24 protein-coding genes are annotated in these 26,949 nt (G+C 65.8%); 7 read left to right on the top strand and 17 right to left on the bottom strand.

The genetic code is table 11. The features are described 5' to 3' along the window. The first annotated feature begins 42 nt into the window (after positions 1 to 42). Positions 43 to 1,212 carry an MFS transporter gene (locus GTP41_RS02475; protein WP_161023948.1) on the top strand — a complete coding sequence of 390 codons (1,170 nt, stop codon included), beginning with the start codon at positions 43 to 45 and terminating at the stop codon, positions 1,210 to 1,212. Here GTP41_RS02475 and GTP41_RS02470 read toward each other — a convergent pair whose 3' ends face one another. From GTP41_RS02470 to GTP41_RS02460, 3 genes are all read right to left on the bottom strand, one after another. Continuing rightward, positions 1,213 to 2,283, bottom strand: a complete 1,071-nt coding sequence (locus tag GTP41_RS02470) for a trypsin-like serine protease (RefSeq protein WP_161023947.1) — start codon at positions 2,281 to 2,283, stop codon at positions 1,213 to 1,215. A 243-nt stretch (positions 2,284 to 2,526) separates the two neighbouring features. Then, a complete protein-coding gene (locus GTP41_RS02465) occupies positions 2,527 to 3,171 on the bottom strand; it encodes a lytic transglycosylase domain-containing protein (protein WP_161023946.1) in 645 nt (214 codons plus the stop codon). Positions 3,172 to 3,176: 5 nt separating this feature from the next. After that, entirely contained in the window at positions 3,177 to 4,901 is a 1,725-nt protein-coding gene (locus tag GTP41_RS02460; RefSeq protein WP_161023945.1) for a proline--tRNA ligase, read from the bottom strand. Between GTP41_RS02460 and GTP41_RS27020 the strand changes: the two genes are divergently transcribed. Then, positions 4,810 to 5,016, top strand: a complete 207-nt coding sequence (locus tag GTP41_RS27020; protein ID WP_202419587.1) for a hypothetical protein — start codon at positions 4,810 to 4,812, stop codon at positions 5,014 to 5,016. The two genes, GTP41_RS02460 and GTP41_RS27020, sit on opposite strands and share 92 nt — an antisense overlap. 48 nt (positions 5,017 to 5,064) lie before the next feature. Then, positions 5,065 to 5,676 carry an RNA pyrophosphohydrolase gene (locus GTP41_RS02455; RefSeq protein WP_161023944.1) on the top strand — a complete coding sequence of 204 codons (612 nt, stop codon included), beginning with the start codon at positions 5,065 to 5,067 and terminating at the stop codon, positions 5,674 to 5,676. Between the two features lie 25 nt (positions 5,677 to 5,701). Here the strand turns inward: GTP41_RS02455 and GTP41_RS02450 are convergent, their stop codons facing one another. Continuing rightward, entirely contained in the window at positions 5,702 to 6,520 is an 819-nt protein-coding gene (locus GTP41_RS02450; RefSeq protein WP_161023943.1) for a hypothetical protein, read from the bottom strand. A 64-nt stretch (positions 6,521 to 6,584) separates the two neighbouring features. On the opposite strand from GTP41_RS02450, the gene GTP41_RS02445 reads away from it, so the two are divergent. Beyond that, positions 6,585 to 7,010: a DUF1841 family protein gene (locus GTP41_RS02445; protein ID WP_161023942.1), complete on the top strand. Its 426-nt coding sequence runs from the start codon at positions 6,585 to 6,587 to the stop codon at positions 7,008 to 7,010. Here GTP41_RS02445 and GTP41_RS02440 read toward each other — a convergent pair. The 9 genes from GTP41_RS02440 to GTP41_RS02400 form a co-directional block, all read right to left on the bottom strand. Further along, complete coding sequence (locus tag GTP41_RS02440) at positions 7,007 to 7,276, bottom strand: hypothetical protein (RefSeq protein ID WP_161023941.1); 270 nt, start codon at positions 7,274 to 7,276, stop codon at positions 7,007 to 7,009. The genes GTP41_RS02445 and GTP41_RS02440 overlap by 4 nt on opposite strands. Before the next feature lie 90 nt (positions 7,277 to 7,366). Continuing rightward, on the bottom strand, positions 7,367 to 9,517 hold the full coding sequence (locus tag GTP41_RS02435) for a xanthine dehydrogenase family protein molybdopterin-binding subunit (protein ID WP_161023940.1): 2,151 nt from the start codon (positions 9,515 to 9,517) through the stop codon (positions 7,367 to 7,369). Next, on the bottom strand, positions 9,514 to 9,981 hold the full coding sequence (locus GTP41_RS02430) for a (2Fe-2S)-binding protein (RefSeq protein ID WP_161023939.1): 468 nt from the start codon (positions 9,979 to 9,981) through the stop codon (positions 9,514 to 9,516). The genes GTP41_RS02435 and GTP41_RS02430 overlap by 4 nt, the downstream gene beginning before the upstream one ends. 80 nt (positions 9,982 to 10,061) lie before the next feature. After that, positions 10,062 to 10,373, bottom strand: coding sequence for a DUF2149 domain-containing protein (locus GTP41_RS02425; protein WP_161023938.1), 312 nt, complete (start codon positions 10,371 to 10,373; stop codon positions 10,062 to 10,064). After that, on the bottom strand, positions 10,370 to 10,855 hold the full coding sequence (locus GTP41_RS02420) for a MotA/TolQ/ExbB proton channel family protein (RefSeq protein WP_161023937.1): 486 nt from the start codon (positions 10,853 to 10,855) through the stop codon (positions 10,370 to 10,372). The genes GTP41_RS02425 and GTP41_RS02420 overlap by 4 nt, the downstream gene beginning before the upstream one ends. A 10-nt stretch (positions 10,856 to 10,865) precedes the next feature. Beyond that, positions 10,866 to 14,867: a cobaltochelatase subunit CobN gene (gene cobN / locus GTP41_RS02415; protein WP_161023936.1), complete on the bottom strand. Its 4,002-nt coding sequence runs from the start codon at positions 14,865 to 14,867 to the stop codon at positions 10,866 to 10,868. 9 nt (positions 14,868 to 14,876) lie between these two features. Beyond that, on the bottom strand, positions 14,877 to 17,114 hold the full coding sequence (locus tag GTP41_RS02410; RefSeq protein WP_161023935.1) for a TonB-dependent hemoglobin/transferrin/lactoferrin family receptor: 2,238 nt from the start codon (positions 17,112 to 17,114) through the stop codon (positions 14,877 to 14,879). A gap of 189 nt (positions 17,115 to 17,303) precedes the next feature. Continuing rightward, positions 17,304 to 17,645, bottom strand: a complete 342-nt coding sequence (locus GTP41_RS02405; protein WP_161023934.1) for a c-type cytochrome — start codon at positions 17,643 to 17,645, stop codon at positions 17,304 to 17,306. Positions 17,646 to 17,656: 11 nt separating this feature from the next. Continuing rightward, positions 17,657 to 17,977, bottom strand: a complete 321-nt coding sequence (locus tag GTP41_RS02400) for a c-type cytochrome (protein ID WP_161023933.1) — start codon at positions 17,975 to 17,977, stop codon at positions 17,657 to 17,659. Positions 17,978 to 18,132: 155 nt separating this feature from the next. On the opposite strand from GTP41_RS02400, the gene GTP41_RS02395 reads away from it, so the two are divergent. The 3 genes from GTP41_RS02395 to GTP41_RS02385 are packed head-to-tail and all read left to right on the top strand — an operon-like array spanning position 18,133 to position 20,745. Then, entirely contained in the window at positions 18,133 to 18,987 is an 855-nt protein-coding gene (locus GTP41_RS02395) for an AAA family ATPase (protein ID WP_161023932.1), read from the top strand. Next, the gene (locus GTP41_RS02390) at positions 18,987 to 19,574 is read left to right on the top strand and encodes a GNAT family N-acetyltransferase (RefSeq protein WP_161023931.1); all 588 of its coding nucleotides are present in this window, start codon (positions 18,987 to 18,989) and stop codon (positions 19,572 to 19,574) included. Before GTP41_RS02395 ends, GTP41_RS02390 begins: the two co-directional genes overlap by 1 nt. 1 nt (position 19,575) lies before the next feature. After that, positions 19,576 to 20,745, top strand: coding sequence for a vWA domain-containing protein (locus GTP41_RS02385; RefSeq protein WP_161023930.1), 1,170 nt, complete (start codon positions 19,576 to 19,578; stop codon positions 20,743 to 20,745). A 100-nt stretch (positions 20,746 to 20,845) separates the two neighbouring features. Here the strand turns inward: GTP41_RS02385 and kdpE are convergent, their stop codons facing one another. From kdpE to kdpB, 4 genes are read right to left on the bottom strand one after another with little or no spacing between them, the layout of a single operon-like run. Next, positions 20,846 to 21,553, bottom strand: coding sequence for a two-component system response regulator KdpE (gene kdpE, locus GTP41_RS02380; protein WP_371867254.1), 708 nt, complete (start codon positions 21,551 to 21,553; stop codon positions 20,846 to 20,848). Continuing rightward, positions 21,553 to 24,249 (bottom strand): two-component system sensor histidine kinase KdpD, encoded by a 2,697-nt coding sequence (gene kdpD / locus GTP41_RS02375; protein WP_161023928.1) that lies wholly within the window; start codon positions 24,247 to 24,249, stop codon positions 21,553 to 21,555. Before kdpD ends, kdpE begins: the two co-directional genes overlap by 1 nt. 1 nt (position 24,250) lies before the next feature. Beyond that, positions 24,251 to 24,835 (bottom strand): potassium-transporting ATPase subunit KdpC, encoded by a 585-nt coding sequence (kdpC, locus tag GTP41_RS02370; protein WP_161023927.1) that lies wholly within the window; start codon positions 24,833 to 24,835, stop codon positions 24,251 to 24,253. Positions 24,836 to 24,848: 13 nt separating this feature from the next. Continuing rightward, entirely contained in the window at positions 24,849 to 26,945 is a 2,097-nt protein-coding gene (gene kdpB, locus GTP41_RS02365) for a potassium-transporting ATPase subunit KdpB (RefSeq protein WP_161023926.1), read from the bottom strand. Positions 26,946 to 26,949: the final 4 nt, after the last annotated feature.

The following is a 26,949-nucleotide window of genomic DNA, read 5'->3' as shown; positions in this document are numbered from 1 at the left end:
CGACGCACCAGCGCGGGGCTTTTTTTCTTTTGCGCGCGCGCCATGAATTCTGCTCATCGACTTGCCATTCCGCTTGCCAGCCTGACGGCCCTGGGCTTGCTGGCCTCCGACCTGTACCTGCCGGCGCTGCCCGCCATGCGCGCCGAGCTGGGCGCGTCGATCACCGCGGCGCAAGCGACCATGGCGCTGTTCATGGCGGCGCTGGCGCTGTCGCAGCTGGCCTGGGGCTGGGCCGCCGACCGCTTCGGCGACCGCCGCACCATCGTCGCCGGCACGGTGCTGCTGGGCGGCGGCAGCCTGCTGTGCGCACTGGCGCCAAGCATTGAAGCCATGCTGGCCGGGCGCCTGGTGCAGGGCCTGGGCGCGGGCGCCGCCACGGTGGCGGTGCCGGCCCTGATCCGGCGCCGCTTTGGGGCCGCCGACGCGGTCAAGGCGCTGGCGGTGGTGGCCATGGTGGAGTCCACCATCCCGGCGCTCGGTCCGGTGGCGGGAACCGCCATCGTGCTGCACGCCAGCTGGCGCAGCACCTTCTGGCTGATCGCCGTGCTGGCCCTGCTGCTCTTGCCGCTGGTGGCGCGCATCGTCGGCGCCGCCCCCGCCCCGGCCCCGCCAATGGCCGGCACGCCTGGCGCCGCCGGCGGCTATCTGCCGCTGCTGCGCAACCGCCTCTACCTGCGCTACGCCCTGAGCTACGCCGCCATGTTCGGCGCCCTGCTGATGTATGTGGCCAGCGCGCCGGTGCTGGTGACGCACGCGCTGGGCCTGGGCATTGAAGCCTTCGCCGCGCTGCAGATCTTCGGCGTGCTGGCCTTCATGCTGGGCGCCGCCGTGGCGGTGCGCATGGTGAAAAAACAGGGAGAACGCTGGCTGATGCGCAGCGGCATGCTGCTGCAATACCTGGCGGGTGCGGGACTGGTGGGGATTGCGCTGGCCGCCTTGGCCGGCGCGGCGGGGCTGCTGGCCCTGGCCGTGGCGGCCGCCCTGTTCTGCGGCGGCCTGGGCTTGCGCGGCGCCGCCACCATGGGCGGCGCGCTGCAGGCCGCTGGCGACAGCGCGGGCAAAGGAGCGGGCCTGTTGATGTTCCTCTCCTTTGCCGCCGTCGCCGGCGCCACGCAGTTGGTGGCGCCTTTCCTGCATGCCGGCTTGCTGCCGGTCGGGGTGCTGCTGTTCGCGCTGGTCACTGCCAGCGCGCTGCTGCTGCCCCGCAGGTGATTACTTCTGCTGCTTGCGGCGACGGGCGCCGGCCAGCGCCAGCAGGCCCAGGCCGAACACGGCGGTCGATGCCGGCTCCGGCACGAACTGCGCGGCACCGCCGGTGGCGTCGTTGATGTAGTCCAGGTAGGCCTTCAGCACCATGCCGCCGAAGTAGGAGCCGAAGGCGCCTTCCTTGTAGCCGTGGGCGTTGGTGAAGGTGTTGGTGGCGATCAGCATCAGCTCACCGTACATTTCAACGAAGGACGGGCCGCCGGAGTCGCCGCCGCCGATGCCGGATTCCACATCGTTGGCCAGGGTCGGGGTGCACAGGCCGTAGCGGGTGCAGAAGGAATCGATGCCGTTGCCGTCGAAGTCGGCGTACCAGATTTCCTTGCCGCTGGTGCGGTTGGTCTCGTCGTCAGCGGCGAACAGGTCGATGTAGTTTTGGCCGCTGCGCTTGACGCGCCAGGCTGGCGCCACGTTGAAGCCGTTCACGCCGTCGCCCGAAGTGCCGTAGCCGGCCATGACGATGCGCGAGCCTTCCACCAGCTCGGTGGTGGCGATCTTGTAGATCTTGGCTTCCGCCGGCGCATCCTGGGACAGGGTGACCACGGCCACGTCGTCGTTGGTGCAGAAGCCGCTCACGCCGGTCGGGCACTTGCCGAAGCCGGCGTAGTCGCCGTGCATGGAAACGGCGGAGGCCTTGATCGCGTTGCGGCCCGGGCCGGTAGTGGTGGCGTTGAAGATCGCGTGGACCGAGGAGCCCGGCGCGTTCGGGTCGATCACCGAGCCGTTGCCGTTGGTGTCCACGCAGTGGCCGGCGGTGACGACCGAGCGCTTGCCGACCAGGGTGCCGGTACAGATGTAGACTTCGTTGTTCTTAACGATTTGCAGGCTGACCACGCCCGAGAAGCGCGACGATGCAACGTTAGGGTCGACGCGGTTGCCCGGCGAGTCCGGCAGCGCGCCGGCCGTGATGGCCGGGGTCTGCGGGCCGAGGAAACCAGCGCTCGGGGTTGCCGATGCGGTACCGATTGCGCCAATTGCCAGGGCGATGCCGAGCAGCTTTTTAAATGCAGTGTGCGTCAAGATGAAATGCTCCCTATTCATGATTTGAAAGTTGTATTTAACTGCTACAACATTTCCTAGCGAAAATCATGCCAATAAGAAAACTTCCATTACTTTCAGCTACTTAGCGTTTTTACAAATGTCTAAATTTAAACAAATGTAAAAATTTCCGACAATTTGATACATCCCCTTACAGGTGCCGGGCGGGGCTCAACCGTCGATGACGATGCGGGCGCGCCGGGGATGCGGCCAGCAGGCCACGCATCACAATTTCCATTTATTCCAGGCGGCGAGGACAGCGTTCGGGTATTCCGGCCGGCCGCGGCTGCCGTTGTAGCGGCCCAGCGCGAGGTAAAGGTTGCCCTGCTCCATGTCGATATACATGCGCAGGATGGAGCAGCCGTAGCGCAGGTTGGTCTGCATATTGAACAGCTTGGAGCGGTCGCGGTCGCCGATCACATTGGTCCAGAACGGCATCACCTGCATATAGCCGCGCGCGCCGACAATCGACACGGCGTACTTGCGGTAGGCCGATTCGACCTGGATCAGGCCCAGCACCAGGCTCGGGTCGAGGCCGGCGCGGCGCGCCTCGTACCAGGCGGTTTCCAGGAATTCGCGGCGCGTCAGTTCGTCCGGCAGCTTGCGCTTGAGGCGCTCGGACATGGCGGCGTGCCAGACGTCAAACTGCTGCTTGTCCGCCGCCACCGGCTTGGGCGGGCGCGCGTCGTGGATGGCGTTGGACAGCGCCACCCGCACGCCGTCGGCCAGCGCTTCCTCTTTCTGGTTGCCGGCAAAGCCGAACGGGGCGCACAGCACCCCGCCGGCCAGGGCCAGCGTGTGCCACCAGCGCAAGGGACGCGCCCACCAGCGGCGGCGCTCGCGTCCCTGCTTCAGCGTTGGCCCAGCCATGGCGCTCACTGCGCCAGCTTGCCCTTGATGAAGGCCAGGGCTTCGGCGACGGGTACGGCGGTGGCTTCGGTATCGCGGCGGCCCTGGTATTCCAGGTTGCCTTCCTTCAGGCCACGCTCGCCGATCACCACGCGGTGCGGCACGCCGATCAGTTCCCAGTCGGCGAACATGGCGCCAGGGCGCTGGCCACGGTCATCCAGGATGACGTCGATGCCGGCCGCCAGGGCTTCGTTGTACAGCTTCTCGGTTTCGGCTTTCACCAGTTCCGAACGGTCCATGCCCATCGGGCACAGCACCAGCTGGAACGGCGCCAGCGAGGTCGGCCAGATGATGCCCTTGTCGTCGAAGTTCTGCTCGATGGCGGCGCCCAGGATGCGGGTGATGCCGATGCCGTAGCAGCCCATTTGCAGCGGGGCCGGCTTCTGGTTTTCGTCGAGGAAGGTGGCCTGCATGGATTCGGAGTAGGCGGTGCCCAGCTGGAACACGTGGCCCACTTCGATGCCGCGTTCGATCGCCAGCACGCCCTTGCCGTCCGGCGAGGCGTCGCCTTCAACCACATTGCGCAGGTCGGCGACGATGGCCGGTTCGGCCATGTCGCGGCCCCAGTTGGCGCCGGTGTAGTGGAAGTCCACCTCGTTGGCGCCGGTCACGAAATCGGACATCAGCGCCACGGTGCGGTCGGCCACCACGGTGACCGGCGCCTTGGTGCCGATCGGGCCCAGGTAGCCAGGCTTGCAGCCGTACACTTCCAGGATTTCGGCTTCGGTCGAGAAGCGGTTCTTGGCCAGGCCCGGCACTTTGCTGGCCTTGATTTCGTTCAGCTCATGGTCGCCGCGCAGCAGCAGCATGAAGTACTTCTTCGAGCCGTCGTCCTCTTCCGCCGTCAGGGCGATGGTCTTCAGGGTCTGTTTCAGGTCGATGCCCAGCAGCTTGGCCACGTCTTCGCACTTGGCCGCTTTCGGGGTGGAGGTCTTGGTCAGCGCCGCGCCGGCAGCGGCGCGGGTGCCGCTGGCCACCGCTTCCGCCGCTTCCATATTGGCCGCGTAGTCGGAAGTCGGGCAGTACACCAGCGCGTCTTCGCCGGTGGAGGCGATCACGTGGAATTCATGCGAGCCGGTGCCGCCGATGGCGCCATTGTCGGCCGCCACCGCGCGGAACTTCAGGCCGAAGCGGGTGAAGATCTGGGTATAGGCGTCGAACATGATCTTGTACGACTTTTGCATGCCTGCCACGTCGCGGTCGAAGGAGTAGGCGTCCTTCATGGTGAACTCGCGGCCGCGCATCAGGCCGAAGCGCGGACGGCGTTCGTCGCGGAATTTGGTCTGAATGTGGTAAAAATTCAACGGAATTTGGCGGTAGGATTTAATCTCGCTCCGCACCACATCGGTGATCACTTCTTCCGACGTTGGCTGGATCGCGAAGTCGCGGCCGTGGCGGTCTTTCACGCGCAGCAGTTCCGGGCCCATTTTGTCCCAGCGGCCGGTTTCCTGCCACAGCTCGGCAGGCTGTACCAAAGGCATCAGCAGCTCAATAGCGCCGGCTTTATTCATTTCCTCGCGCACAATCGCCTCGACCTTGCGGATTACTTTCAGGCCCATCGGCATATAGGTATAAATGCCGGAACCGAGGCGCTTAATCATGCCCGCGCGCATCATCAACTGGTGGCTGACGATCTCCGCATCAGATGGAGCTTCCTTGAGGGTAGAAATAAAAAAACGGGATGCACGCATAATCGGTGAATTCTTTTTAAAAAGAGAGAGTTATAATCGACCTAATTTTAAAGGATTAGCTGGCCCGATGCGTCCAAACTTTATACAAAGAGCGCTATTGCAGTTGGATTTGTAGTCAAAAATATAAGAGGACGCCTCGGCCACGGAAAGTTTGAGGTGCAATATGCTCGATCGTGAAGGGTTTCGCCCCAACGTCGGCATCATCCTGCTCAACTCGCACAACGAGGTGTGGTGGGGGAAGCGGGTGCGCGAGCACTCGTGGCAGTTCCCGCAGGGCGGGATCAAGTATGGTGAGACGCCAGAGCAAGCAATGTACCGCGAGCTCCAGGAGGAAATCGGACTGCGTCCGGAGCACGTCAAGATTATCGGCCGCACGCGCGACTGGTTGCGTTACGAAGTGCCAGACCACTTCATCAAGCGGGAAATCCGCGGCCACTACCGTGGCCAGAAGCAGATCTGGTTCCTGTTACGCATGTGCGCGCGCGACAACGACGTGAACCTGCGCCTGACCGACCATCCGGAATTCGATGCCTGGCGTTGGCATGATTACTGGGTTCCGTTGGACGTGGTGATTGAATTCAAGCGCGAAGTCTATCAGCGCGCCTTGCAGGAGCTGTCCCGCTTCCTGACCTGGCCGCCGAATGGCGAGCGCCGCCACGCTTCGCGCTACCTGCGCCAGCCGCATGGACAGCGCGGCCAGCGCAGCACGGACAAGCCGCAGCAGCCTGCGGTCACGCCACCGGCGCCGGAAACTGAGTTGCTGACGAAAGAATGACAAACCGCCCTTCGGGGCGGTTTTTTTATGGCTGCGGCGCGCGCAGGGCCCAGCGCTGGGAGACGTAATCGAGCACCAGCTCCTTGCCCAGCATATAGTGCAGGCCGAGCACCCCGGCCAGCGGTGTGCCGGGCTGGAAGCCCATGCCGTCGCAATACGAGAAGCGGAAGGCCGGCAGCACCGGGCCATCGCCGATCTGCAGGCTGCGCGCCACCGTCCCCATCACGCAGGGCACCTGCCTGCCCCAGGAGTTGACGCTGAAACGGTGGGCATCGCGCAGCGTGCTGCCGTCGCGCGGGGCGGCGCCGGTCAGCCCGTCCCAGGCCTGGGCATCATGCGCGTTGAGGCCGAAGGCGGCGGAGCCAGTATCGAGCAGCGCCGGCTGCGGCGGGCCGCCCGCCACCCGCACCATCACCAGCGGATGCCCGCCCGGGCCACCCCAGCGCACATACTGCATGGGCTGCGCATCGGCCGCCGCCTGCAGGCCGGCGCCCTGGCGCCATTGGTAGCGCGCACCGGCCAGGTCCAGCGTCAGGGTGCCCTGCTCGAAAAATTCATTGCCGACGGTGGCGATCAGATCCTGCTGGCAGCGGCCCGGTTCCAGCATGGCCAGGTTGCTGGCGTCGGCTTCGACCTGGCGCCGCAGGCCGGCCAGTTCCAGCGTAACGGTTTTGCGCGGCGCGCCTTGCGCGCCACGGCGGTGCCAGATCACGGCACTGGGCGCACCAGTATCGAGCTGGGCGTAGCAGGCGATGCCGTCCACCGTGACCGGCAGCACGATACCGGCCGGCACCTTGGGCGCGCCCTGGTACAGGGCATAGTCGACGAAGTGAAATGGCAGCATTAGCAAAACATTATGGGAAAAGGGCCGCAGGGTACACCTTTGCGCGGCACGGTACAATGGCGGGATGTTTACCCCGTCTTCCCACGACGTGCGCCGCTTCTTCTGCGACGTCTACCGCAAAGCCAATGCCAATGAAATCATGGACCCGATCGAGCTGATCGCCCGTGACTGGATCATGGCGCACCCCGAATACCACGACCAGTTGAAGGACGTGGAAGCAGCGATCGCCCGCGACTACTCGGTGGAAGGCAGCGAAGCCAATCCCTTCCTGCACCTGTCGATGCATTTGTCGATCACCGAGCAGCTGTCGATCGACCAGCCGCGCGGCATCCGCGAAGCCTTCATCGGGCTGGCGCGCAAGCTGGGCACCGAGCACGCGGCGCACCATGAAATCATGGAATGCCTGGGCGAGATGATCTGGAATTCGCAGCGCCGCGGCGTGCCGCCGGACGGCGCCGCCTACGTGGAAGCGATCAAGCGCCGCCTTTAAGCCTGCGGTTCGGGCTTTTCCGCCGCCTCGTCCACGCGGACGATGGGCAGGTAGCAGATCAGTGCGAACACCAGCGGGCTGGCAATGGCGGCGAAGACGATGGCGCGCGGCAGGTGGCCCGAGCCGATGGCCAGCGCCGGCGCCACATTGATCAGCCACGGCAGGGTTGCCGCCAGCAAGGCCTGGGTCTTACGCCCCAGGCGGCAGGTCAGGCACAGCAGCAGTACTGCGGCACCGGCCAACAGCGCCGTTAGCAAATACACCATTTTCCGCACCTCCGCGATTGCCTGATAGAGCCATCATAGACCACTAGTTCCGAGTGGAAACTATCCAATTATCGCGCCGGTGCAAAAAAATCAGGCAAGCGTGAAGCCGGCTTTGGAGAACGGCAGCTCGGTCACGCGCTTGCCGGTCGCCGCAAACAAGGCGTTGGCCACCGCCGGCGCCAGCGGGCCGACCGCCTCTTCGCCGATGCCGCCGGGCGGCTCGCTGCTTTCGACCAGCGCGATGTCCATGCGCGGCGTTTCGGCCAGCGACAGCAGGCGGTAGTCGGTAAAGTTGGATTGCTCCACCGCGCCCTCCTTCACGGTGATCTCGCCGTAGAAAGCCGCCGTCAGCGCAAAGATATTCCCGCCCTCGACCTGGCCGCGCACATTGCGCGGATTGACCGCAATGCCGCAATCGACGACGCTGGTGATGCGGTGCAGCTTGACGCGCGCTGCCTGGTCCACCGACAGCTCGACCACCTGGCCAACGTAACTGCCATTGGCCCAGGTGAACGCCATGCCGAGATGGCGGCCCGGCTGGCGCTTGTCGCGCCAGCCGGAGCGCGCTTCCAGCAAATCGAGCACGGCGCGTTCGCGGCTGCCCGGCTTCATCATGGCGCGCCGGTAGTCGAAGGCGTCTTGCTGCGCCATGCCGGCCAGTTCATCGACGAAGGACTCGGACGCGAACACGTTCTGCGAACCGGCCACCGAACGCCAGTAGCCGAGCGGCACGCCCGCCTCCACCGTGGTCACGCGACGCAGCGGCACGGGGATGGTGTAGTACTGGCTCATGGGCACGCCGAGCGGGCTGCGGTCGAAGGGTTTGGCAGCCGACTTGTCGGCGCCGAAGCGCGAATAATTGAAGATCGAGTCGCAGGCCCAGTCCACGCGCATGGCCTGGATGGCGTGCTTGCCGTCGACATGGGCGCGCAGGCGCAACGCCACGGCGGGACGGTGGTAGCCGTGCCGCATATCCTCCTCGCGGCTCCAGGTCAGCTTGACCGGCACCCCGGCTTCGCGCGCAATCAGCGCCGCCTGCACCGCGAAGTCGGGTTCAATGCGACGCCCGAAACCGCCGCCGCTCAGGGTGGTATTGATGGTGACCGCTTCCGGCGGCAGGCCGAGCACCTTGCACACATTCTCCTGCGCGGTTTGCTGGGTCTGGGTCGGCAGCCAGAGTTCGGCCTTGCCGTCCTTGACGTGGGCGGTGCCGTTCATCGGCTCCATGGTGGCGTGGGCCAGCAAGGGCACGGCGTAGGTGCGCTCCACCACCTTGCCGCCTTTGGCGCTCGCGGCGCTGTAATCGGACAGGATGTCCTCCGCCTTTTTGGTGCGCGGCACCACCAGTTCGCCGTCCTTCTTCAGCGCCTCGTGCAGGCTGGCCATATAGGTGGCGCTGGTGTGCCTGCTGGCCGTGGCCAGGTCCCATTCCGGCTTGAGCGCGTTGAGCGCCTGCTGCGCGCGCCAGGTGCTGTCGGCCACCACGGCCACCGCATCCGGCAGGCGCACCACGCGCGTCACGCCGTGCTTGGCCAGCGCGGGCTGCGGGTCGAGCGCCGCCAGCTTGCCGCCGAAGTGGGGGCATTGCAGGATGGCGGCGTACAGCATGCCGGGCAGTTTGACGTCGATGCCGTAGACGGCGCTGCCATCGACCTTGCCCGGCAGGTCCAGGCGCTGCTGGTCCTTGCCGATGAAGCGCCAGCGCTCCTTCGGCATCAGCGGCGGGTCGGCGGGCACCGGCTGGCTGGCCGCGCGCGCGGCCAGTTTGCCGTAGGCGAGGCGGCGCTTGCTGGCGCGGTGCACCACGTGGCCGGCATCGGTATCGCACTGCGTGGCGGGCACCTGCCATTCATGCGCCGCCGCGCCGAGCAGCATGGCGCGCAACTGGGCGCCGGCCTTGCGCAGGGGCGTGAACTGGTGCGACACGCCGCCGCTGCCGTAAGTGGAGAATTCCTGCCAGCCGGGATTGGCGAAACGCTTTTCCAGCGGCGCCATTTCAACGCGGATGCTTGTCCAGTCCAGGTCCAGCTCATTGGCCAGCATCTGGGCAATGGCGGTGCCGGTGCCCTGCCCGATCTCGCTGGTGTTGGACAGCACGGTGACCGCGCCGTCAGGGGCGATGCGCACCCAGCCCGGCGGCTGCGCGGCCGGGGCGGCATCCGCCGCGCGGGCGAGCGGCGCGATGGCGACCAGCGCGCCGCCTGCGGCCAGGCTCTTGAGGAAGTCGCGGCGGCCGCTCATGCTGCGTCCTCCAGCTTCATGCCCGCCGCGCGGCGGATGGCGCGCCGCACGCGCGGGTAGGTTCCGCAGCGACACAAGTTGGTCATGGCGGCGTCGATCTGGGCGTCGCTCGGTTTGGGGTGAGACTTGAGCAGCGCCGCCGCCGCCATCAGCATGCCGGACTGGCAGTAGCCGCATTGCGGCACCTGCTCCGCGATCCAGGCCTTTTGCAAGGCATGCGAGCGGTCGGGCGACAAGGACTCGATGGTACGCACCTTGCCCTGGCCCACCGCGCTGACCGGCATGACGCAGCTGCGCACCACCTGGCCGTCAATATGCACGGTGCAGGCGCCGCACGCGCCGGCGCCGCAGCCGTATTTGGTGCCGGTCAGGCCCAGGGTGTCGCGCAGGACCCACAGCAAGGGCGTGTCGCCCTCGACGTCCGCCGAGCGGGCGGCGCCATTGATATGTAGTTTATAAATCATTGTCTCCCCCATAAGGTCGGGCTAGGTTAGCACCGCCGGGGGAGACTGGGTTACGGCAAGCTTAAGCCGGTTGCGCGGCGTCAGTTTTCCGGCACATAGACGATGGAGCCGTCTTTCATGCGGTACGCCGTGCCGGCCTTGTCGCCCTCGCCCTGGCCGATCTTGCCGGTGCTCTTATAGTGCTCGATCTTCTCGCCCTTCTTCACCACGACTTCCATGCCGGGCTTGCCGGCGTCAGTAATCACGGTCACGTCCTGCTTGCCGAAGGCATTCAATAGCGGGTTCTTGGCCACCACGATCAGCAGCGCCGCGATGATGACGAGGAAGACGTCGATCAAGTTGACCACCGACAGGATCGGATCTTCGGTTTCCGGTTCGTGCAGCAGCTTCATTGGGTAGCCTCCTGGCGCTGGGTGCTGATCTCAAGGATTTCTTCCGCCAGCCAGCGGCGCCGCACGTTCACCACCAGGAAGGTGATGGAGGCCGCGATCAGCGCCAGGATCACGGCGGAGAAAGCGACCATCAGGTTTTGCGACACGGCGCCCAGGTTGCCGTCGGAGAGGGACTTCATGGCGGGGCCCATCGGAATCATGGTCGCCACCAGGCCAAGCATGGGCGCGACGCGGGTGGCGATGCGGGCCGCCTCCAGCTCCTTGTGGGCGCGCACGTCGAGTTCATCGTCGCTGGCTTGCCTGTTGGCTTGCCACCAGGCAAGCAGCGAGCGGCCCTGGCCACGGCGGCGCTGCCAGCCTTGCACGGCAAAGCTGCCCAGGCTGTAAAAGCTGTACAGGAACAGGATGGCGATCAGGGCCAGCGTGGGCAGCAGGAAGACCTGGCCGAGCTGGTACATCAGGGTTTCAATCAAAGTTTGCATGGTGTGACTTTCAACGGGGTTGCGGGAAGGTGCTGGCCTGGCGCACAGCGCCGGCCAGTAAGGCGGCCAACATGACGAGCAGCGCCACGGCGAGCTGCGGGGCAGGTGATGGCTGCGGCGCTTCGACTTTGGTCAGCTGCAGGCCACGCACGGGTGGCGGTGCTGGTGGTGCAGGTGGTGCGGCGGGCGGCTCCGGCGGCGCGGCGGGCTTTGCGGGCGTGGCTGCGGCGCGCGGCGCTGGCGATGGCGATGGCGGCGGCGTTGCGCTTTGCGCGCCGGGCGGCGGGGCTGCGCCTTGCGTGCCGAAACCGGGTGCGACGAAAGCCTGGAACTGGAGGTTGTCGGTACGCACGTCGTGGCGCGCCGACAGTTCGCGCCAGCGCTCCTTCAGCTCCTGCACGGTATCGGCATCGGCCTGCCAATAGCCCTTGCGCGCGGCTTCCAGCATGCGCTCGATGGTCTGCGCCATGGCGTGCGGATTATCGCGCTCGAACCAGTCGCGCATGCCGAGCTTGTGCTTGTCGCGCACATAGACGTCGACAAACTCCTGCCACTGGTCGTCGCGTACGGTCTCGCGCGCCACCGCCTGCCAGCCCCAGAAGTTGTTGACGGCGTCGAGCACCTGCAAGGTGCCGGAATAGCCCTCCGCCATCAGGCCCTTGATATAGCCGGGATGGAAGTTGCGCGTCGCCAGTTCCTTGGCCAGGAAACCGGCCGCCGTTTCCACCCGGCCGCCGGACTGGCTGTTGTCGCGCAGGTTGGAAATGTACAGCTCGGGCGCCTTGCCATCCAGGCGCCGCACCGCTAGCGACAGTCCACCCAGGTACTGGAACGGATCGTCGGTGGTCAGCATGCCGTACAGGTTGGAGGTACGCGACAGCACCGCGCCCTCGGTGCCGCGCAGCGCTTCCGCGTACAGGTTCACGTTGCCGCCCGATTGGCCCCAGCGTGTTTCGTCCGGGCCGTAGGCGAACTGCATGCGCGCCAGGTACAGGTCGGCCAGCTTGCGATCGCCCTCCTCCTTGCCTTTCCAGGTATCGCTGGCCAGGGTGGCGTCATCCAGGCCGCTGCCGTAGTGGCCAGACTCGGACGAGAAGATGCGGGTCAACGCCGCGTTCTGGCGTTCTGCCTGCGGCACGCCGGCCTTGGCCAGCGCTGCCGCCATGGCGCGCGTGTTGGCGCTGACAGGGTTGTCGTCTTCATTCGCCTCGGCCGCCAGGCGCACGGCTTTCGCCAACTGCCGCATGGCGTTCGGGAAGTGGTCGCGATACAGGCCGGTGGCCGACAGCACCACGTCGACCCGTGGCCGTCCAAGCTTGTCACGTGGGATCAGCTTCACGTCGGTCACGCGGCCGCCGGCATCCCACACCGGCTCCACGCCCAGCGCCCACAGGGCCTGCGCTTCCAGGATGCCCTGGTGGCGCATGGTTTCCACCGACCAGAGCGAGAAGGCGAGCTTCTTCGGTGGCTGCCCTTTGGCCTTGCGGTGCGCGGCCAGCAGCGCATCCAGCGCGTCTTTGGCGGCGCTCCAGGCTTGCTGCGTCGGCACGCGCGACGGGTCGAAACCGTACAGGTTGCGGCCAGTCGGCAGCGCGTCCGGATTCTTGATCGGGTCGCCGCCGTAGGAGGTGGCGATATGGCGGCCATCCAGCGCCGCCAGCATGCCCGCCATTTCGCCGCCTGCACTCAGCGCCGCATAATAGGCTTGGCCGCGCTGCAGCAGCTCCGCCAGGCGCGCATTGCCCCGCGTGCTGGCTGGCAGCGGCTCGCCTTCGACGGTGTGACGCCGCAACAGGCGATATGGTGCCGATTCGGCCAGCTTGCTATAGTCCTCGACAAAGACTTCGTCCGGCTCGTCGCCCGGCGCGCCGGCCAGTTGCCAGTACTCGCGGCCCAGCATCAGCAGCACGGTGCCGAGGCGATGCTGTTCCTGCGGCGCCTTACCGAAAGTGTGCAGGCCGAGCGGCTGCGCTGTTTGCGCCAGCTCGTGCAACTGGCTGTGCAGCGCCTCCACAAAGCCGGGGAAGTCGGCGGCGATGCGCTGCGCATCCCAGGCCATGTCCTTGTCGATGTGCTGCGCACGCGCGGCTTGCAGCAGGTCGGCCGCCAGCTTGTCCTTGACGGCACCGCTGTCCTGCGCGATCCAGGCGTGCAGCAGGTCGTGCAGGCGCGACAGGGCTTCGTGCAGGCCGGCCGGCGCGAAGGGCGGCGTCTGGTGCGTGATGGTGACGGCGCGTCCACGGCGCTTGGCCTGCAGCGCTTCGCCGATATTGTCCACGATGTAGGGGTAGACCACCGGCACGTCGCCCACCGCCAGCAAGGGGTAGTCGTAGACCGACAGGCCGCGCTCCTTACCCGGCAACCACTCCTGCGAGCCGTGGGTGCCGTAGTGAACCAGGGCGTCGGCCTGCATGCCCTGGCGCGCCCACAGGTAGGCCGCCAGGTAGAAGTGGGAAGGATCGGCTTTCGGGCTGTGGTACAGGGCCTTCTCCTTGCCCTCCCATTTCTCGCCGCGCGGCGGCTGCGGCAGGATGGCCAGGTTGCCGAATTTGGCGCGTGGGATCACAAAGAATGCCTCGCCATCGCGCCGCAGCAGCATGGCCGAGCGCTCGGGGTCGCCCCAGCGCGCGTGCAGGGTTTGCTGCACCGCCTGCGGCAGGGTCGCCAGCCAGGCGCGGTAGGCAGGCAGCGGCAGTTTTTCGGCCAGGCCGTCGCGCAGCAAATCGTCCAGCGTATTGTCGCGGTAGAACGGCGCCAGCAGGCGCTGCAAGGTGGCGGTCAGCACTTCCTCATCCTGCGGCTGGGTGCTGTAGCCGGCGGCATGCAGCGCGGCCAGCGTGCCGGCCAGGCTGCGCGGCAGGTTCAGGTAGGAAGCCGACAGGTTCTTCTCACCCGGCGGGTAATTCCAGAAGAAGACTGCCAGGCGCTTGTCGCGATTCGACAGGCGCTGCAACTGCACCAGCTTGCGCGCCTTCTCCACAATGGCCTGCGCCTGTGCGGCGATCGGCACGATCTGGTCGTCGCTGGCGCGCGCGGCGCCGGTCACCATGGCGTCCACGATGCCGGCATACTCGCCCTGCGCCAGGTAGAACGGCACATCCACCAGCTGCACGCCCTGCGGGTCGGCTGCCCAGGCAGCCGCATCGCCCTTGCGGTAAGGCGTGGCCTGCACCACCGGAATGCCGAGCGCCTCGAACTCCTGCTTGCGCCCTTCCGGATTGAGCATGATCTGGGTGTTGATGATGACGTCCGGCAGCGGCTTGCCCGCCACGCTCATGACCGGCGCCATGGGCGCCATGGCCGGCCCGTAGAACGGCAGCGCCAGCGCGCCCGTCGCCTCGATGCGCGCGATCAGGTCGTCGATGAAGGCTGTCTGCTCGGCCGCGATATACGACTGGTGCAGGGCGATGCCGATCACCACCGGCTTGCGTTCCAGTTGCACGCCCTTCCAGCGCAGGTAGTCGGTCGCCGATGCGAAAATCTTGCCCGGCGCCTGCGGGTGGTACAGCGCCGCCTTGGGGAACACGACAGGCGGTGCGATGCCCTCCGTACTGCGGCCGCTCAAGTGCGCCACCAGCGTGCGCAGGAAGCCGCTGTAGTTGGCGCTGGAGCCGTTAACGTAGTAACTGAGAAGGCGGCGCGCCAGCGGCTCAGGCATGCCCTGCCACTCTGGCCGTTGCTCATGCAGCCAGAGCGCAGGCTGGCGCAAGCCCGGCAAGGCAGCCGCCAGGCGCGCCTTGCCGAATTCGCGCATATGGTCGCGCGGCAGGTCGAACAGCACCGCGTCGTAGCCTTGGAACAGCGACGCGCCGGGCTGCGGCGGCAACTGCTCCAGGTAGCGCACCTCGACACTCGCGCCGGCCGGCTTGCCCAGCTGCGCCAGCAGCTGGAACTTGCCGGTCGGCGTGGGGCCGCTGGTGACGAACAGCAGTTTGGCGGCATGAACGGGCGCCAAGGCGCCCGCCAGCAGCAGCGCGCATGCCAGCAGGCAGCGCGAAATCAGGCTTTGCATGGATCGGCCTTAGAACTGGTATGCCAGGCTGGCCGACAACTTGCGGCCCGGCTGCGTGTAGAAGTCGACACCGGTCGGCATGCGCGCATCGGCCTGGCGGATATCGCTCCACAGCCAGTACTTCTTGTCGAACAGGTTGTTGACCGACAGGTTAAGCTGCGCGCCCTTCGCTGGACGCCACCATAGCGACAGGTCGCTCACGCCATAGCCGGCGGGACGGAACCAGGCCCCGTCCCGATCGTCGGTGCGGGTCACCGCCTTGGCGGCGCGCAAGCGCAGCTCGGCGCCCCACTCGCCGGCATCGCGCAGCAGGCCGGCGCTCAGGCGCTGCGGCTCCACCGTGTTGATCGGCGCCCCGTTGGCCCGGTTCTCACCGCGCGCCATGGCCACGGCGCCGTCCAGCTTCCAACCCGGCGCCATATCCCACACGGCGCGCGCCTCGGCGCCGTAAATGCGCACGCGCGACAGGTTCTGGAACATGCTGGTCATGCGAATCGGCAGCGGCACGCAGCGCGGATCGCTCGGGCAATTCAGCTGCACGCTGGCGATGAAGTCGCGGTAGCGGTTGTCGTACACGGCGAACTGGCTGCGTACTGTATCGCTGCGCAGTTTCAGGCCCAGTTCCAGGCCGGTGCTCGATTCCGGCTTCAGGTCCGGATTGGGTACGATGCCGTACATCTGCGAGTTGTTGCGGAAGGCGCCGTTCACCTCCTCGTAGTTCGGGGCGCGGAAGCCGCGCGCCAGCTGGGCGTAACCTGACAGGTTCGGACTGAAGGCCCACATGGCCGCCAGTTTGGGCGACAGCGCGCCATCGCTCTGGCGCACCACCTTGCGGCCAATCCCGTCCAGCACGGCCTGGGCCAGCGCATCGACCTTCGGCGACAGGCGGCGCCAGTCATAGCGCAGGTTCGGCGTCAGGGTCAGGGCGCCGCCGGCCAGGCCGCTGATCTCGTCCTGCGCGAAGAAGGCGACGGTGTCGGTATTGCCGATGGCGAAATCGCGCAGCGGGAAGACATCCCCCGCCAGATTCTTGCCCACCGTGCCGGTGCTCAGGTTGCGCACGGTGGCGTCGCGCCTCTCTTCCGTCTTGACGCGCGAAGTGTCCAGGCCGTAGGTCAGGAAATGCTCCTGCCCCGCCAGCTTCAACGCGCTGTCGAACTGCAGGCTGCCGCCGGTGGCCGTTTGCGAGAACAGGAACTCCTGCGCGATCAGGCAGTTGTTGACGCCCACCGGGCCGGAAGCGGCACAGGTGGCGCTGGTCGCGTCGCGCTTCTGGTGGTTGTTGTTGCGAGTGTCGGCATCCTGGCGGTACAGGCGCGCTGTCAGGCGGTCGTACCATGCGCCTTTCGGCATATGCTGCCATTCCGCCGTGGCGCGCAGGCGCTTGCTGTGGTCATCGCCCCACATGGCGCTGACCTTGGGCAGCGACGCCGCCAGGCGCAGGATCTCGACATCACTATCGAGCTTGCGGCCTTCGACAGTCAGCGCCAGCTTGTGACCGGCGGCCGGGCGGTGGCCGAACTTCAGCAGCAGGCCCTGGTCGCGCACGTCCTGTGGATTGGGCAGGCTGCGGCTGGCGTTGCGCGTATCGACTGACCCCATGTTTTCAAAGGCATGCGCGGTCGCGCGCGAATAACCGAACAGTGCCTCGCTGGTCTCGCTGCGCCAGGCGCCCAGCAGGCTATGGCGCAGTGCATCGTTGGCGCCGATATGGCCCACGCGGTAGCGCAGCGCCGTGTTCTCGCCCGCCACCAGCATGTCGGCGGGGTCCAGCGTGAGGTAACCGACCACGCCGCCGATGGCGTCCGAGCCGTACAGGCTGGAGGCCGCGCCGCGCAGGATTTCCACGCGTTTGAGGAAGTCGGGCGACACGCCGCCCGGCGCATTCATGGTGAAGTTGGTAGGGCCGCCGCCGTTGTAAAAATCAGGCAGGCGTACGCCGTCCACCATCTGCGTCACACGGTTGTCCTCAATGCCGCGGATATTCACGCGCGTGGCGCCGAAACGACGCAGGTCGCGCGCCAGCGCCACATCCGGCTCGTCGCGCAGCAGGTCGGCGCCGTCGGCCGGCTGGCGGCGCTCGATGTCGGCGCGCTCCACCACGCTGACGGTGGCGGCCACGTTCTCGCCCGCCGTTTCGGTGCGGGTCGCGGTGACAGTGATGGTGGACAGGGTCTGGTCGGCCTGCGCATGCGGCGTGCCGAGGGCAAGCAACAGGGCTGCCGAAAGTGGTTTAAGCGGGAACATCGAGCCTCCGGTAAGTGGAACCGTGCGCGGCTGGCTGTTCGGAAAACCGAGGGGCTGACAATGACGGGAAAGGAATGCCGCTAGGTTAATTGCAAATGAGAACCATTCGCATTGATATAGATCAAGAAGTTCCCCGCGCTGAAAACAAAAAAGCCCGCACGCGGCGGGCTTTATGCGGGAGGCGCTGGATTAGCGCTTCAGTACCAGGCTGCCTGGCAGGGAATGGAGGTAGGCCGAGATGTCGGCGATGTCCTTGTTCGACAGCGGCTTGACCTGGCCCACCATGATGGCGTTGGAGCGGCCGTTCGGCGCGTCGCCGCGCTTGTAAGCGATCAGCGCGTGTTCCAGGTAGTCCTTGTGCTGGCCGGCCAGCTTAGGGTAGCTCGGGTCGATCGGGGAGTTGTAGTCCTTGCCGTGGCAGGCGGCGCAGCTGTATTTCTCAGCCAGAGCCTTGCCGTTGGCGATATTGCCGCCGGCAGTGGCGCTGAACGAAACGGCGGAGCAGAACAAAGCGATAATCAGTTTTTTCATGGTTCCAGGCCTCATTTCTGCTGGGAGTAGTAAGCGGCGATGTCGGCGATGTCCTGGTCGGACAGGCTGACGGCGATACCCTTCATGGACGGGTGCTTACGCTCGCCCTTCTGGTAGCCCTTCAACGCGTTTTCAATGTACTTGGCAGACTGGCCGCCGATCTTCGGCACCTGGAACACTTCTGGGAACGTCGCTTTATAGCCTGGGATTGCGTGGCAACCGATGCACATCTCGATCTTGCCTTTAGCGTTCTTGGCGTCGCCGACGATGTCCGCGGCTGCGGCAGCCTGCGCTACGGCGGCCAGCGCGAGGAGTGCGAAGATTTTTTTCATAGTGTGGGCTTTAATCAGTTGTAATCGAATACTGCCAAGCGCAAAAAAGATGGCCATCGCGCCCTCAACCTGCGATTTTACCTTACAAGTTGGGCAATCGTCCATAATCTGGATCTAGCTTATACTCAATAAGTACACATTTACCAGGAACACCAATGCAAGCCCCACAGCGATTCGAAGGCTCGGACAACTACGTCGCCACCAATGACCTGAAACTGGCCGTCAACGCGGCCCTGACCCTGCAACGCCCGCTGCTGATCAAAGGCGAGCCGGGCACCGGCAAGACCATGCTGGCGGAGGAAGTCGCGGCCGCCCTCGACATGCCCCTCATGCAGTGGCATATCAAATCGACAACCAAGGCCCAGCAAGGCCTGTACGAATACGACGCCGTGTCGCGCCTGCGCGACTCGCAGCTGGGCGACGAGCGCGTGCGCGACATCCACAACTACATTGTCAAAGGCGTGCTGTGGCAAGCCTTCACCGCGCCCGAGCCGGTGGTGCTGCTGATCGACGAAATCGACAAGGCCGATATCGAATTCCCGAACGACCTGCTGCGCGAACTGGACCGCATGGAATTCTACGTCTACGAGACGCGCGAAATGGTGCAGGCCAAGCACCGCCCGCTGGTGATCATCACCTCCAACAACGAGAAAGAGCTGCCGGACGCCTTCCTGCGCCGCTGCTTCTTCCACTACATTAAATTCCCGGACAAGGACACGATGGAAGCCATCGTCAAAGTCCACTACCCGCATTTGAAGCAGGAACTGCTGGCGACCGCCCTGCAATCGTTCTACGAAGTGCGCGACGTGCCGGGCCTGAAGAAGAAGCCGTCCACCAGCGAATTCCTGGACTGGCTCAAACTGCTGATGGCGGAAGACATTCCCGCCGAAGCCCTGCGCAGCAAAGACCAGAAAGCCATTGTGCCGCCGTTGCACGGCGCCCTGCTGAAGAACGAACAGGACGTGAGCCTGTTCGAACGCCTGGTCTACATGTCGAGGACCAACCGCTGATGGATGCACCAAACCCGGTCACGCTGGAGCTGAACGGCCTGCGCCTGGAGCCGCTCGGCCCGCAGCACGCCGACGCCCTGCGCGACGCCGCCCGCGACGGCGAGCTGTGGAAGCTGCGCATCACCTCCGTGCCCGAACCGCAGGACGTGGAAGCCTACGTCGCCGCCGCCCTCGACATGCGCCCTGCCCGCCTGGCCTTCGCCGTGGTGGAAGCGGTGAGCGGGCGCGTGCTCGGCACCACCAGCTACCACGACATCGTGCCCGCCCTCGACCGCGTGGAAATCGGCTACACCTGGTACCGCCGCAGCGCCCAGCGCACGCATGTCAACACCACCTGCAAGCTGCTGTTGCTGGCGCACGCCTTTGAAACCCTGGGCTGCGCCGTGGTCGGCTTCCGCACCGACAATTTCAACCACGCCTCGCAAGCCGCCATCGAACGCCTGGGCGCCCGGAAGGACGGCGTGCTGCGCCACCACGCCCTGCGGCGCGACGGCACCGTACGCGACACCGTCATGTACAGCATCGTGCGCGGCGAATGGCCGGAAGTGAAGGCACAGCTGCGCTACCTGCTGGCACGGAGGGCCTGAGATGCTGATCGACTTCTTCTTCACGCTGAAAGACGCCAGGATCCCGGTCACGATCAAGGAATTCCTCACCCTGCTGGAAGCGATGGAAAAGCAGGTGCTGGCGCCCTCGCTGGACGACTTCTACTACATGAGCCGCCTGTGCCTGGTGAAGGACGAGGCCAACTACGACAAGTTCGACCGCGCCTTTGGCCAATACTTCAAAGGCATCAACGCCGTCTTCGACACCACCAAAGAGATACCCCTCGACTGGCTGCTGCAGCGCATGAAGCGCGAGCTAACGCCCGAGCAGATCGCCGCGCTGGAGAAATTCGGCTACGACAAGCTGATGGACCGCCTGAACGAGCTGCTGAAAGAGCAGAAAGAACGCCACGAAGGCGGCAACAAATGGATCGGCAGCGGCGGCACCTCACCGTTCGGCAACGGCGGCACCAATCCGGAAGGTATCCGCATCGGCGGCAAGGGCGGTAACCGCACCGCAGTCAAAGTGTGGGAGCAGCGCACCTACAAGGACTACGACGGCGAACGCGAGCTGGGCACGCGCAACATCAAAGTGGCCCTGCGCCGACTGCGCAAATTCGCACGCCAGGGCGTGGCCGAAGAACTGGCGCTGGACCAGACCATCCGCGCCACCGCCAACAACGCCGGCTACCTCGACATCAAGATGCAGCCCGAGCGCAAGAACAACGTCAAAGTCTTGATGCTGATGGACGTGGGCGGCACGATGGACGACCATATCGAACGCGCGGAAGAACTGTTCTCGGCCGCCAAGACCGAGTTCAAGAACATGGAGTTCTACTACTTCCACAACTGCGTATACGACTACCTGTGGCGCAGCAACCGCCGCCGCAACGCCGAGCGCTTCGCCACCTGGGACGTGCTGCGCAAATACCCGCCCGACACGAAATTGATTTTTGTCGGCGACGCCACCATGAGTCCCTATGAAGTGCTGCAGCCGGGCGGCTCGGTCGAATACAACAACGAAGAAGCCGGCGCCGAATGGCTGCAGCGCTTCACGACCCACTTCCCCAAGTTCATCTGGCTCAACCCCGAGCCGGAAGGCTTATGGCAATACCGCCAATCGATCAGCGTGATCAAGCAGTTGATGAACAACCGCATGTTCCCGATCACCATCGAAGGCCTGGAACGCGCCATGCGCACCCTCTCCAAATAACACCCGCCAGCAAAATGTCCACATTGGGGTCAGGAAGAAAAGTGGACATTTCCTAGAAAAATGTCCACTTTTCTTCCTGACCCCAATGTGGACATTTCGGCTAGGCAAGCTGGAGGCGGTAGCCGACGGCGGTTTCGGTCAGCAGGTGCTGCGGCTGGGCGGGGTCGTCTTCCAGCTTGTGGCGCAGGTGGCCCATGTAGATGCGCAGGTAGTGGCTGTTGTCGGATTGGGCGGGGCCCCAGACGGCGCGCAGCAGCTGTGGGGCGGTCATGACGCGGCCGGCGTTGGCGACCAGCACGGAAAGCAGGCGGTATTCGGTTGGGGTGAGGTGGACGTGCTCGCCTTTCTTGGTTACGCGGCGATTCGGCAGGTCGACCACCACTTCGCCGAATTGCACCTGGCCGGCCAGGTCGGCTTGCGGTTGCCGCTGGCGGCGCAGGGTGGCGCGTACGCGGGCCAGTAATTCGCCGACGCCAAAGGGCTTGGCCAGGTAGTCGTCAGCGCCTGCGTCCAGCGCTTTGATCTTGTCGGATTCATTCACCCGGGCGGATAGCACGATCACCGGTACGTTCGACCATTTGCGCAAATCGGCGATAAAGTCGTTGCCGTCGCCATCCGGCAGGCCCAGGTCGAGGATCACCAGGTCGGGGCGGCGCGTGCCGGCTTCGATCAGGCCGCGCTGCATGCTGGCCGCTTCGTGCACATGCCAGCCCTCCTCTTCCAGCGCGGCGCGCACGAAGCGCCGGATCTGCGGCTCGTCTTCAACCAGCAAGGCGGTAGGCGCGATTTCGGTGTGCTGCATACTCATCATTCCTCAATTTCCGGCACTTGCGGCGGCGTGCCGACCGGCAGCGTGAAGACCACGGCGGCCCCGCCCAGCGGCGACTTATCGGCCGCGATGGTGCCGCCATGCGCCTCCACGATGGCGCGGCAGATCGCCAGGCCCAGTCCCACGCCTGGCTTGGCCGATTCCTTTTCGCCGCGCGTGAATTTTTCAAAGATGGCCTCTTCGCGCCCGCGCGGCAGGCCAGGGCCGTTATCGTACACCATGACGCGCGCGAATTCGCCGCGCTGCACGGCGTAGATCACGATCGACGAACCCTCCGGCGTGTATTTGGCGGCGTTCTCCAACAGGTTGCACAGCACGCGCTCGACCAGGACAGCGTCGAAGCGCAGCAGCGGCAGCTCGCGCGCGAGCTGGGTGCTGACTTTGTGCCCGGCCAGCGCCAGGCGGCTGGCGCGCAGCGCGCTGCCGACCACCTCTTCCAGCGGCTGCCATTGCAGGTTGAACTTCAAGCCGCCGCTTTCAATGCGCGCCATGTCGAGCAGGTTGGCGACCAGGGCGCTCATGCGCAGCGCTTCTTCGTGCAGCGAGCGCGCCATGTCCGCCTGCGATGCGGCCAGCGGCGGGCGCGATTGCGCCAGCGATTCGGACAGGCCCACCAGCGCGGTCAGCGGAGTGCGCAGGTCGTGCGACACGGCCGCCAGCAGCGAATTGCGCAGGCGCTCCGACTCCATATTGACCAAGGCTTCCTGCGCCACTTCGACGTAATGCACGCGCTCCAGCGCGATGGCGGCCAGCGCGGCAAAGGTCTCCAAATGCTGCCGCTGCTCGGGAATCAGGATCCAGCGCCGCTGCACCGGTTCAATGGCGAGCACGCCGCGCGTGCGCATCGGCGCCACCAGCGGCATGTAATACAACGCGCTGGCGGGCAGCGTGTCGGTGCCAAGCCCCGCGCGTTCCGCGTGGTCGAAGGCCCATTGCGCCACGCCCTGGTCCAGCGCCGCCGGCGTGCCGGCGCCCGGCGGCAGGTGCAGGCGGCCGTCGTTGTCGGGCACCAGCAATGTCGCCTTGGCGTTGAACGTCGCTTGCAGGAAGCGCGCGGTGGTGTCGAAGACCTGCTCCGTTTGCAAGGCGCCGGACAATTCGCGCGCATACTCGAACAGGGCGCGCGCCCGTGCTTCGCGGTGGGAGGCGATCCGCGCCTGGAAGCGCAGGCCGGCAGTCAGGTGGCCGGTGATCAGGCCGACCGCCAGCATCACGCCAAAGGTGATGATGTATTGCAGGTCGGAGACGGCAAAGCTGAAACGCGGCGCGACGAAGAAGAAGTCGAAACAGGCCACACCGACGCAGGTGGCCAGCACCGATGGGCCGCGCCCGTAGCGCACCGCCACCAGCAGCACCACCAGCAGGAATAGCATCGCGATGTTGGCCAGGTCGAAGTATGGCAGCAGCGGCGTGGCCAGCAGCGCCATGCCGACGCTGGCGGCTGCTGCGACCGCGTAGCCGGTGGCGCGCACTTTGGTGGCGCGCGCGTCCTCCTCCTCGTCGGTCGGGGCAAGGGTGCGCGGGGCGGCTTCGCGTTCGCTCACCGATACTTCGATCAAGTCGACGTCCGGCGCGTGGGCGGCCAGGCGGCGGCTATGCGCGCGGCGCCACGGCCAGCTGGAATGGCTGCGCCCGATCGTGATCTTCGAAAGGTTGTGGCCGCGCGCGTAGTCGGCTGCCGCAGCGGCGATATCGCTGCCCGACAGCACGGCGGTGCTGGCGCCCAGGTCCTGCGCCAGCTTCAACGTGCGCAGGATGCGTTCGCGCTCGTGCGCGGGCAGGCGCTGTAGCGCAGGAGTTTCGACGTAGATGGCATGCCACTCGGTGCCCAGTTGCCCGGCCAGGCGCGCGGCGCTGCGCACCACCTGTTCACTGCCGGGACGCGGCCCCACCAGCGCCAGCACCGAGGCGCCGGTTTTCCAGATGGTGTCGATCGACTGTTCGACACGATAGGCGCGTACGTCATCCTCGATGCGGTCGGCGGTGCGGCGCAAGGCCAGCTCGCGCAGGGCGATCAGGTTCCCTTTGCGGAAGAAATTGCGTGCGGCGCGCTCGGCCTGCTGCGCGTGGTACACCTTGCCGCCCTTCAGGCGCGCCAGCAGTTCGTCGGCGGGAATATCGACCAGCACCACTTCGTCGGCGGCGTCGAACACGGTGTCCGGCACGGTTTCGTTGACCTGGATGCCGGTGATGCCGCCCACCACGTCGTTCAGGCTTTCCAGGTGCTGCACGTTGACAGTGCTGTAGACATCGATGCCCGCTTCCAGCAATTCCTCGACGTCCTGCCAGCGCTTGGGGTGGCGTGAACCGGGCGCATTGGAATGCGCCAGTTCGTCGATCAGGATCAGGGGCGGACGCTGGGCCAGCGCCGCGTCGATGTCGAACTCGTTCAGTATCTTGTCGCGATAGGCCACCGCGCGCAGCGGCAATACGGGCAAGCCCTCAACCAATGCCGCCGTTTCGCTGCGGCCGTGGGTCTCGATGACGCCCACCAGCACCGGCTGGCCGGCGGCCTGCAGCTTGCGGGCGGCAGACAGCATGGCGTAGGTCTTGCCAACGCCAGCCGATGCGCCGAAGTAGATGCGCAGCTTGCCGCGCGTCGCCTTGCGCTCCTGGGCTTGTACTTGCGCCAGCAGCGCGTCTGGATCGGGCCGGGCGTCGTCGAGTGGAATCATATCAGCGAGTATGCGGTGTTTTGCCGTCCAGCGCCAGATTCAGGGCCAGGACGTTCACGCGCGCTTCGCCGAAGATGCCGAAGTATTGCCTGCTCGCGTGCTGCGCAATCAGCGCCTGCACCTGCCCGGGCGCCATGCCGCGCGCTGACGCCACCCGGTGCAGCTGGTACTGCGCAGCGGCCATGCTGATTTCCGGATCGAGGCCGCTGCCCGAGGCGGTCACCAGGTCGACCGGGATCGGCGCCCGGTTTCCTGGATCGGCGGCACGCAGCGCTTCCGCGCGGCCTTTCACTGCCTCGGTAAAGGCGGGGTTCAGGGGACCCAGGTTGGAGGCGGAGGAGCCGCTGGCGTTGTATGGCGCCGGACTGGTGGCCGACGGGCGGCCCCAGAAATAGCCGGGGGTGGTGAACTGCTGGCCAATCAGCATGGAGCCGATCGCCTTGCCGTCCACTTCGATGATGGAGCCGGCCGCCTGGTGCGGGAACAGGGCCTGGCCGGCGCTGGTCACGGCAACGGGGTAAATCACGCCGGTGGCGACGGTCAGTGCAGCGAACAGCACCAGGGCCGGACGAAGAGTCGAAATCATAGAGTTCTCCAGCTTAAACGAGGTTGAAGGCGGCCAGCAGCAGGTCGATCAGCTTGATGCCAACGAAGGGCAGCAGCAGGCCGCCCAGGCCATATACCAGCAGGTTGCGGCGCAGGAGCGCGGTGGCGCCAATGGCGCGATAGCGCACGCCCTTCAGCGCCAGCGGGATCAAAAACATGATGATCAGCGCATTGAAAATCACGGCGGACATAATGGCGGAGTTCGGGCTGCTCAGTTGCATGATGTCCAGCGCCTTCAGTTGCGGATAGGTGCCAACGAAGGCTGCCGGGATGATGGCGAAGTACTTGGCGATGTCATTCGAGATCGAGAACGTGGTCAGCGAGCCGCGCGTCATCAGCATCTGCTTGCCGATCTCCACGATCTCCAGAAGCTTGGTCGGATTGGAATCCAGGTCCACCATATTGCCGGCCTCCTTGGCGGCCTGCGTGCCCGAGCTCATGGCCACCGCCACGTCGGCCTGGGCCAGCGCCGGGGCGTCGTTGGTGCCGTCGCCGGTCATGGCTACCAGGCGGCCATCGGCCTGGTAGCTGCGGATAAGTTTCAACTTATCCTCAGGCGTCGCCTCGGCCAGGAAGTCATCCACACCTGCCTCAGCGGCGATGGCGGCGGCGGTCACCTTGTTGTCGCCGGTGATCATCACGGTCTTGATGCCCATGCGGCGCAGTTCGGCGAAGCGCTCTTTGATGCCGCCCTTGACGATATCCTTCAACTCCACCACGCCCATTACGCGGCCAGAATCGGCCACCACCAGCGGCGTGCTGCCACGGCGCGACACATCATCGACAGCGCGCGCCACTTCCGCCGGCCATGCCTGGCCGGCCTCCTCCACGTGCCTGCGCACTGCTTCCGCCGCGCCTTTGCGCACCTGGCGCCCCGCCATATCCACCCCGCTCATGCGGGTGTTGGCGGAAAACGGGATGAAGACGGCGTGCAGCGGCGACATTTCGCGCTCGCGGATATCGAACTTCTGCTTGGCCAGCACCACGATGCTGCGCCCTTCCGGCGTTTCGTCCGCCAGGGACGCCAGCTGCGCCACGTCGGCCAGTTCGCGCTCGGTCACGCCCGGCGCGGCGAAGAAGGCCGACGCCTGGCGGTTGCCAAGGGTGATGGTGCCGGTTTTATCCAGCAGCAGCACGTCAACATCTCCCGCCGCCTCCACCGCGCGGCCGGAAGTGGCGATCACATTGGCCTGCATCATACGGCTCATGCCGGCCACGCCGATGGCCGACAGCAGGCCGCCGATGGTGGTCGGGATCAGGCACACCAGCAGCGCAATCAGCACCGTGATGGTGATCGGCGTGCCCGCCTGCGCCGCCGCCACGGAGAACAGCGAGAACGGCAGCAAGGTCGCCGTCACGATCAGGAACACGATGGTCAGCGCCACAAGCAGGATGGTGAGCGCGATCTCATTCGGCGTCTTCTTGCGTTTGGCGCCTTCCACCATGGCGATCATGCGGTCGAGGAAGGTCTCGCCCGGATTAGCTGTGACCTGCACCACCAGCCAGTCGGACAGCACGCGGGTGCCGCCGGTCACGGACGAAAAGTCGCCGCCCGATTCACGGATCACCGGCGCCGATTCGCCCGTGATGGCGCTCTCGTCGACCGCGGCCACGCCTTCCACCACGGTGCCGTCAATGGGAATCACGTCACCGGCCTCCACCAGCACGTAATTGCCCTTGCGCAGGTCGTTGGCCGGGCACGGCAGCCAGCCCGTGCCATGCTTTGGCTTGGCCAGCTTTTTGGAGGTGACGCTCTGTTTCAGGCTGCGCAGGGAAGCGGCTTGTGCCTTGCTGCGGCCTTCGGCCAGTGCTTCGGCGAAGTTCGCGAACAAGACGGTGAACCACAGCCAGACCGCGGTGGCCAGGATAAAGCCCGGGCTGGACTCGCCCTGGCCGAACAGGGCCTGGACATACAGCAGCGTGGTGATAATGCTGCCGACGTAGACCACGAACATCACCGGGCTACGCAGCTGCACCGCGGGATTCAGCTTTTTGAAGGAATCTACAATGGCGGGCAGCACCAGCTTGGACTCGAACAGCTTAAGGCGCTGGCCAGCTTGGGCGACCGGAATCGCCTGGGATTGCGACATGATG

The sequence above is a fragment of the Pseudoduganella guangdongensis genome, assembly GCF_009857475.1.
Classification (GTDB): Bacteria; Pseudomonadota; Gammaproteobacteria; order Burkholderiales; family Burkholderiaceae_D; genus Rugamonas; species Rugamonas guangdongensis.
Note: the sequence above shows the minus strand (reverse complement) of the source record. Positions and strands in the feature narration are given on the sequence as shown.

What these genes read in the sequence shown, in the direction of transcription:
- GTP41_RS02475 (WP_161023948.1), top strand. Translation starts at nt 43, where the DNA reads ATGAATTCTGCTCATCGACTTGCCATTCCGCTTGCCAGCCTGACGGCC.
- GTP41_RS02465 (WP_161023946.1), bottom strand. Translation starts at nt 3,171, where the DNA reads ATGGCTGGGCCAACGCTGAAGCAGGGACGCGAGCGCCGCCGCTGGTGG.
- GTP41_RS27020 (WP_202419587.1), top strand. Translation starts at nt 4,810, where the DNA reads ATGCCCGCGCGCATCATCAACTGGTGGCTGACGATCTCCGCATCAGAT.
- GTP41_RS02460 (WP_161023945.1), bottom strand. Translation starts at nt 4,901, where the DNA reads ATGCGTGCATCCCGTTTTTTTATTTCTACCCTCAAGGAAGCTCCATCT.
- GTP41_RS02455 (WP_161023944.1), top strand. Translation starts at nt 5,065, where the DNA reads ATGCTCGATCGTGAAGGGTTTCGCCCCAACGTCGGCATCATCCTGCTC.
- GTP41_RS02450 (WP_161023943.1), bottom strand. Translation starts at nt 6,520, where the DNA reads ATGCTGCCATTTCACTTCGTCGACTATGCCCTGTACCAGGGCGCGCCC.
- GTP41_RS02445 (WP_161023942.1), top strand. Translation starts at nt 6,585, where the DNA reads ATGTTTACCCCGTCTTCCCACGACGTGCGCCGCTTCTTCTGCGACGTC.
- GTP41_RS02440 (WP_161023941.1), bottom strand. Translation starts at nt 7,276, where the DNA reads ATGGTGTATTTGCTAACGGCGCTGTTGGCCGGTGCCGCAGTACTGCTG.
- GTP41_RS02435 (WP_161023940.1), bottom strand. Translation starts at nt 9,517, where the DNA reads ATGAGCGGCCGCCGCGACTTCCTCAAGAGCCTGGCCGCAGGCGGCGCG.
- GTP41_RS02430 (WP_161023939.1), bottom strand. Translation starts at nt 9,981, where the DNA reads ATGATTTATAAACTACATATCAATGGCGCCGCCCGCTCGGCGGACGTC.
- GTP41_RS02425 (WP_161023938.1), bottom strand. Translation starts at nt 10,373, where the DNA reads ATGAAGCTGCTGCACGAACCGGAAACCGAAGATCCGATCCTGTCGGTG.
- GTP41_RS02420 (WP_161023937.1), bottom strand. Translation starts at nt 10,855, where the DNA reads ATGCAAACTTTGATTGAAACCCTGATGTACCAGCTCGGCCAGGTCTTC.
- cobN (WP_161023936.1), bottom strand. Translation starts at nt 14,867, where the DNA reads ATGCAAAGCCTGATTTCGCGCTGCCTGCTGGCATGCGCGCTGCTGCTG.
- GTP41_RS02410 (WP_161023935.1), bottom strand. Translation starts at nt 17,114, where the DNA reads ATGTTCCCGCTTAAACCACTTTCGGCAGCCCTGTTGCTTGCCCTCGGC.
- GTP41_RS02405 (WP_161023934.1), bottom strand. Translation starts at nt 17,645, where the DNA reads ATGAAAAAACTGATTATCGCTTTGTTCTGCTCCGCCGTTTCGTTCAGC.
- GTP41_RS02400 (WP_161023933.1), bottom strand. Translation starts at nt 17,977, where the DNA reads ATGAAAAAAATCTTCGCACTCCTCGCGCTGGCCGCCGTAGCGCAGGCT.
- GTP41_RS02395 (WP_161023932.1), top strand. Translation starts at nt 18,133, where the DNA reads ATGCAAGCCCCACAGCGATTCGAAGGCTCGGACAACTACGTCGCCACC.
- GTP41_RS02390 (WP_161023931.1), top strand. Translation starts at nt 18,987, where the DNA reads ATGGATGCACCAAACCCGGTCACGCTGGAGCTGAACGGCCTGCGCCTG.
- GTP41_RS02385 (WP_161023930.1), top strand. Translation starts at nt 19,576, where the DNA reads ATGCTGATCGACTTCTTCTTCACGCTGAAAGACGCCAGGATCCCGGTC.
- kdpE (WP_371867254.1), bottom strand. Translation starts at nt 21,553, where the DNA reads ATGAGTATGCAGCACACCGAAATCGCGCCTACCGCCTTGCTGGTTGAA.
- kdpD (WP_161023928.1), bottom strand. Translation starts at nt 24,249, where the DNA reads ATGATTCCACTCGACGACGCCCGGCCCGATCCAGACGCGCTGCTGGCG.
- kdpC (WP_161023927.1), bottom strand. Translation starts at nt 24,835, where the DNA reads ATGATTTCGACTCTTCGTCCGGCCCTGGTGCTGTTCGCTGCACTGACC.
- kdpB (WP_161023926.1), bottom strand. Translation starts at nt 26,945, where the DNA reads ATGTCGCAATCCCAGGCGATTCCGGTCGCCCAAGCTGGCCAGCGCCTT.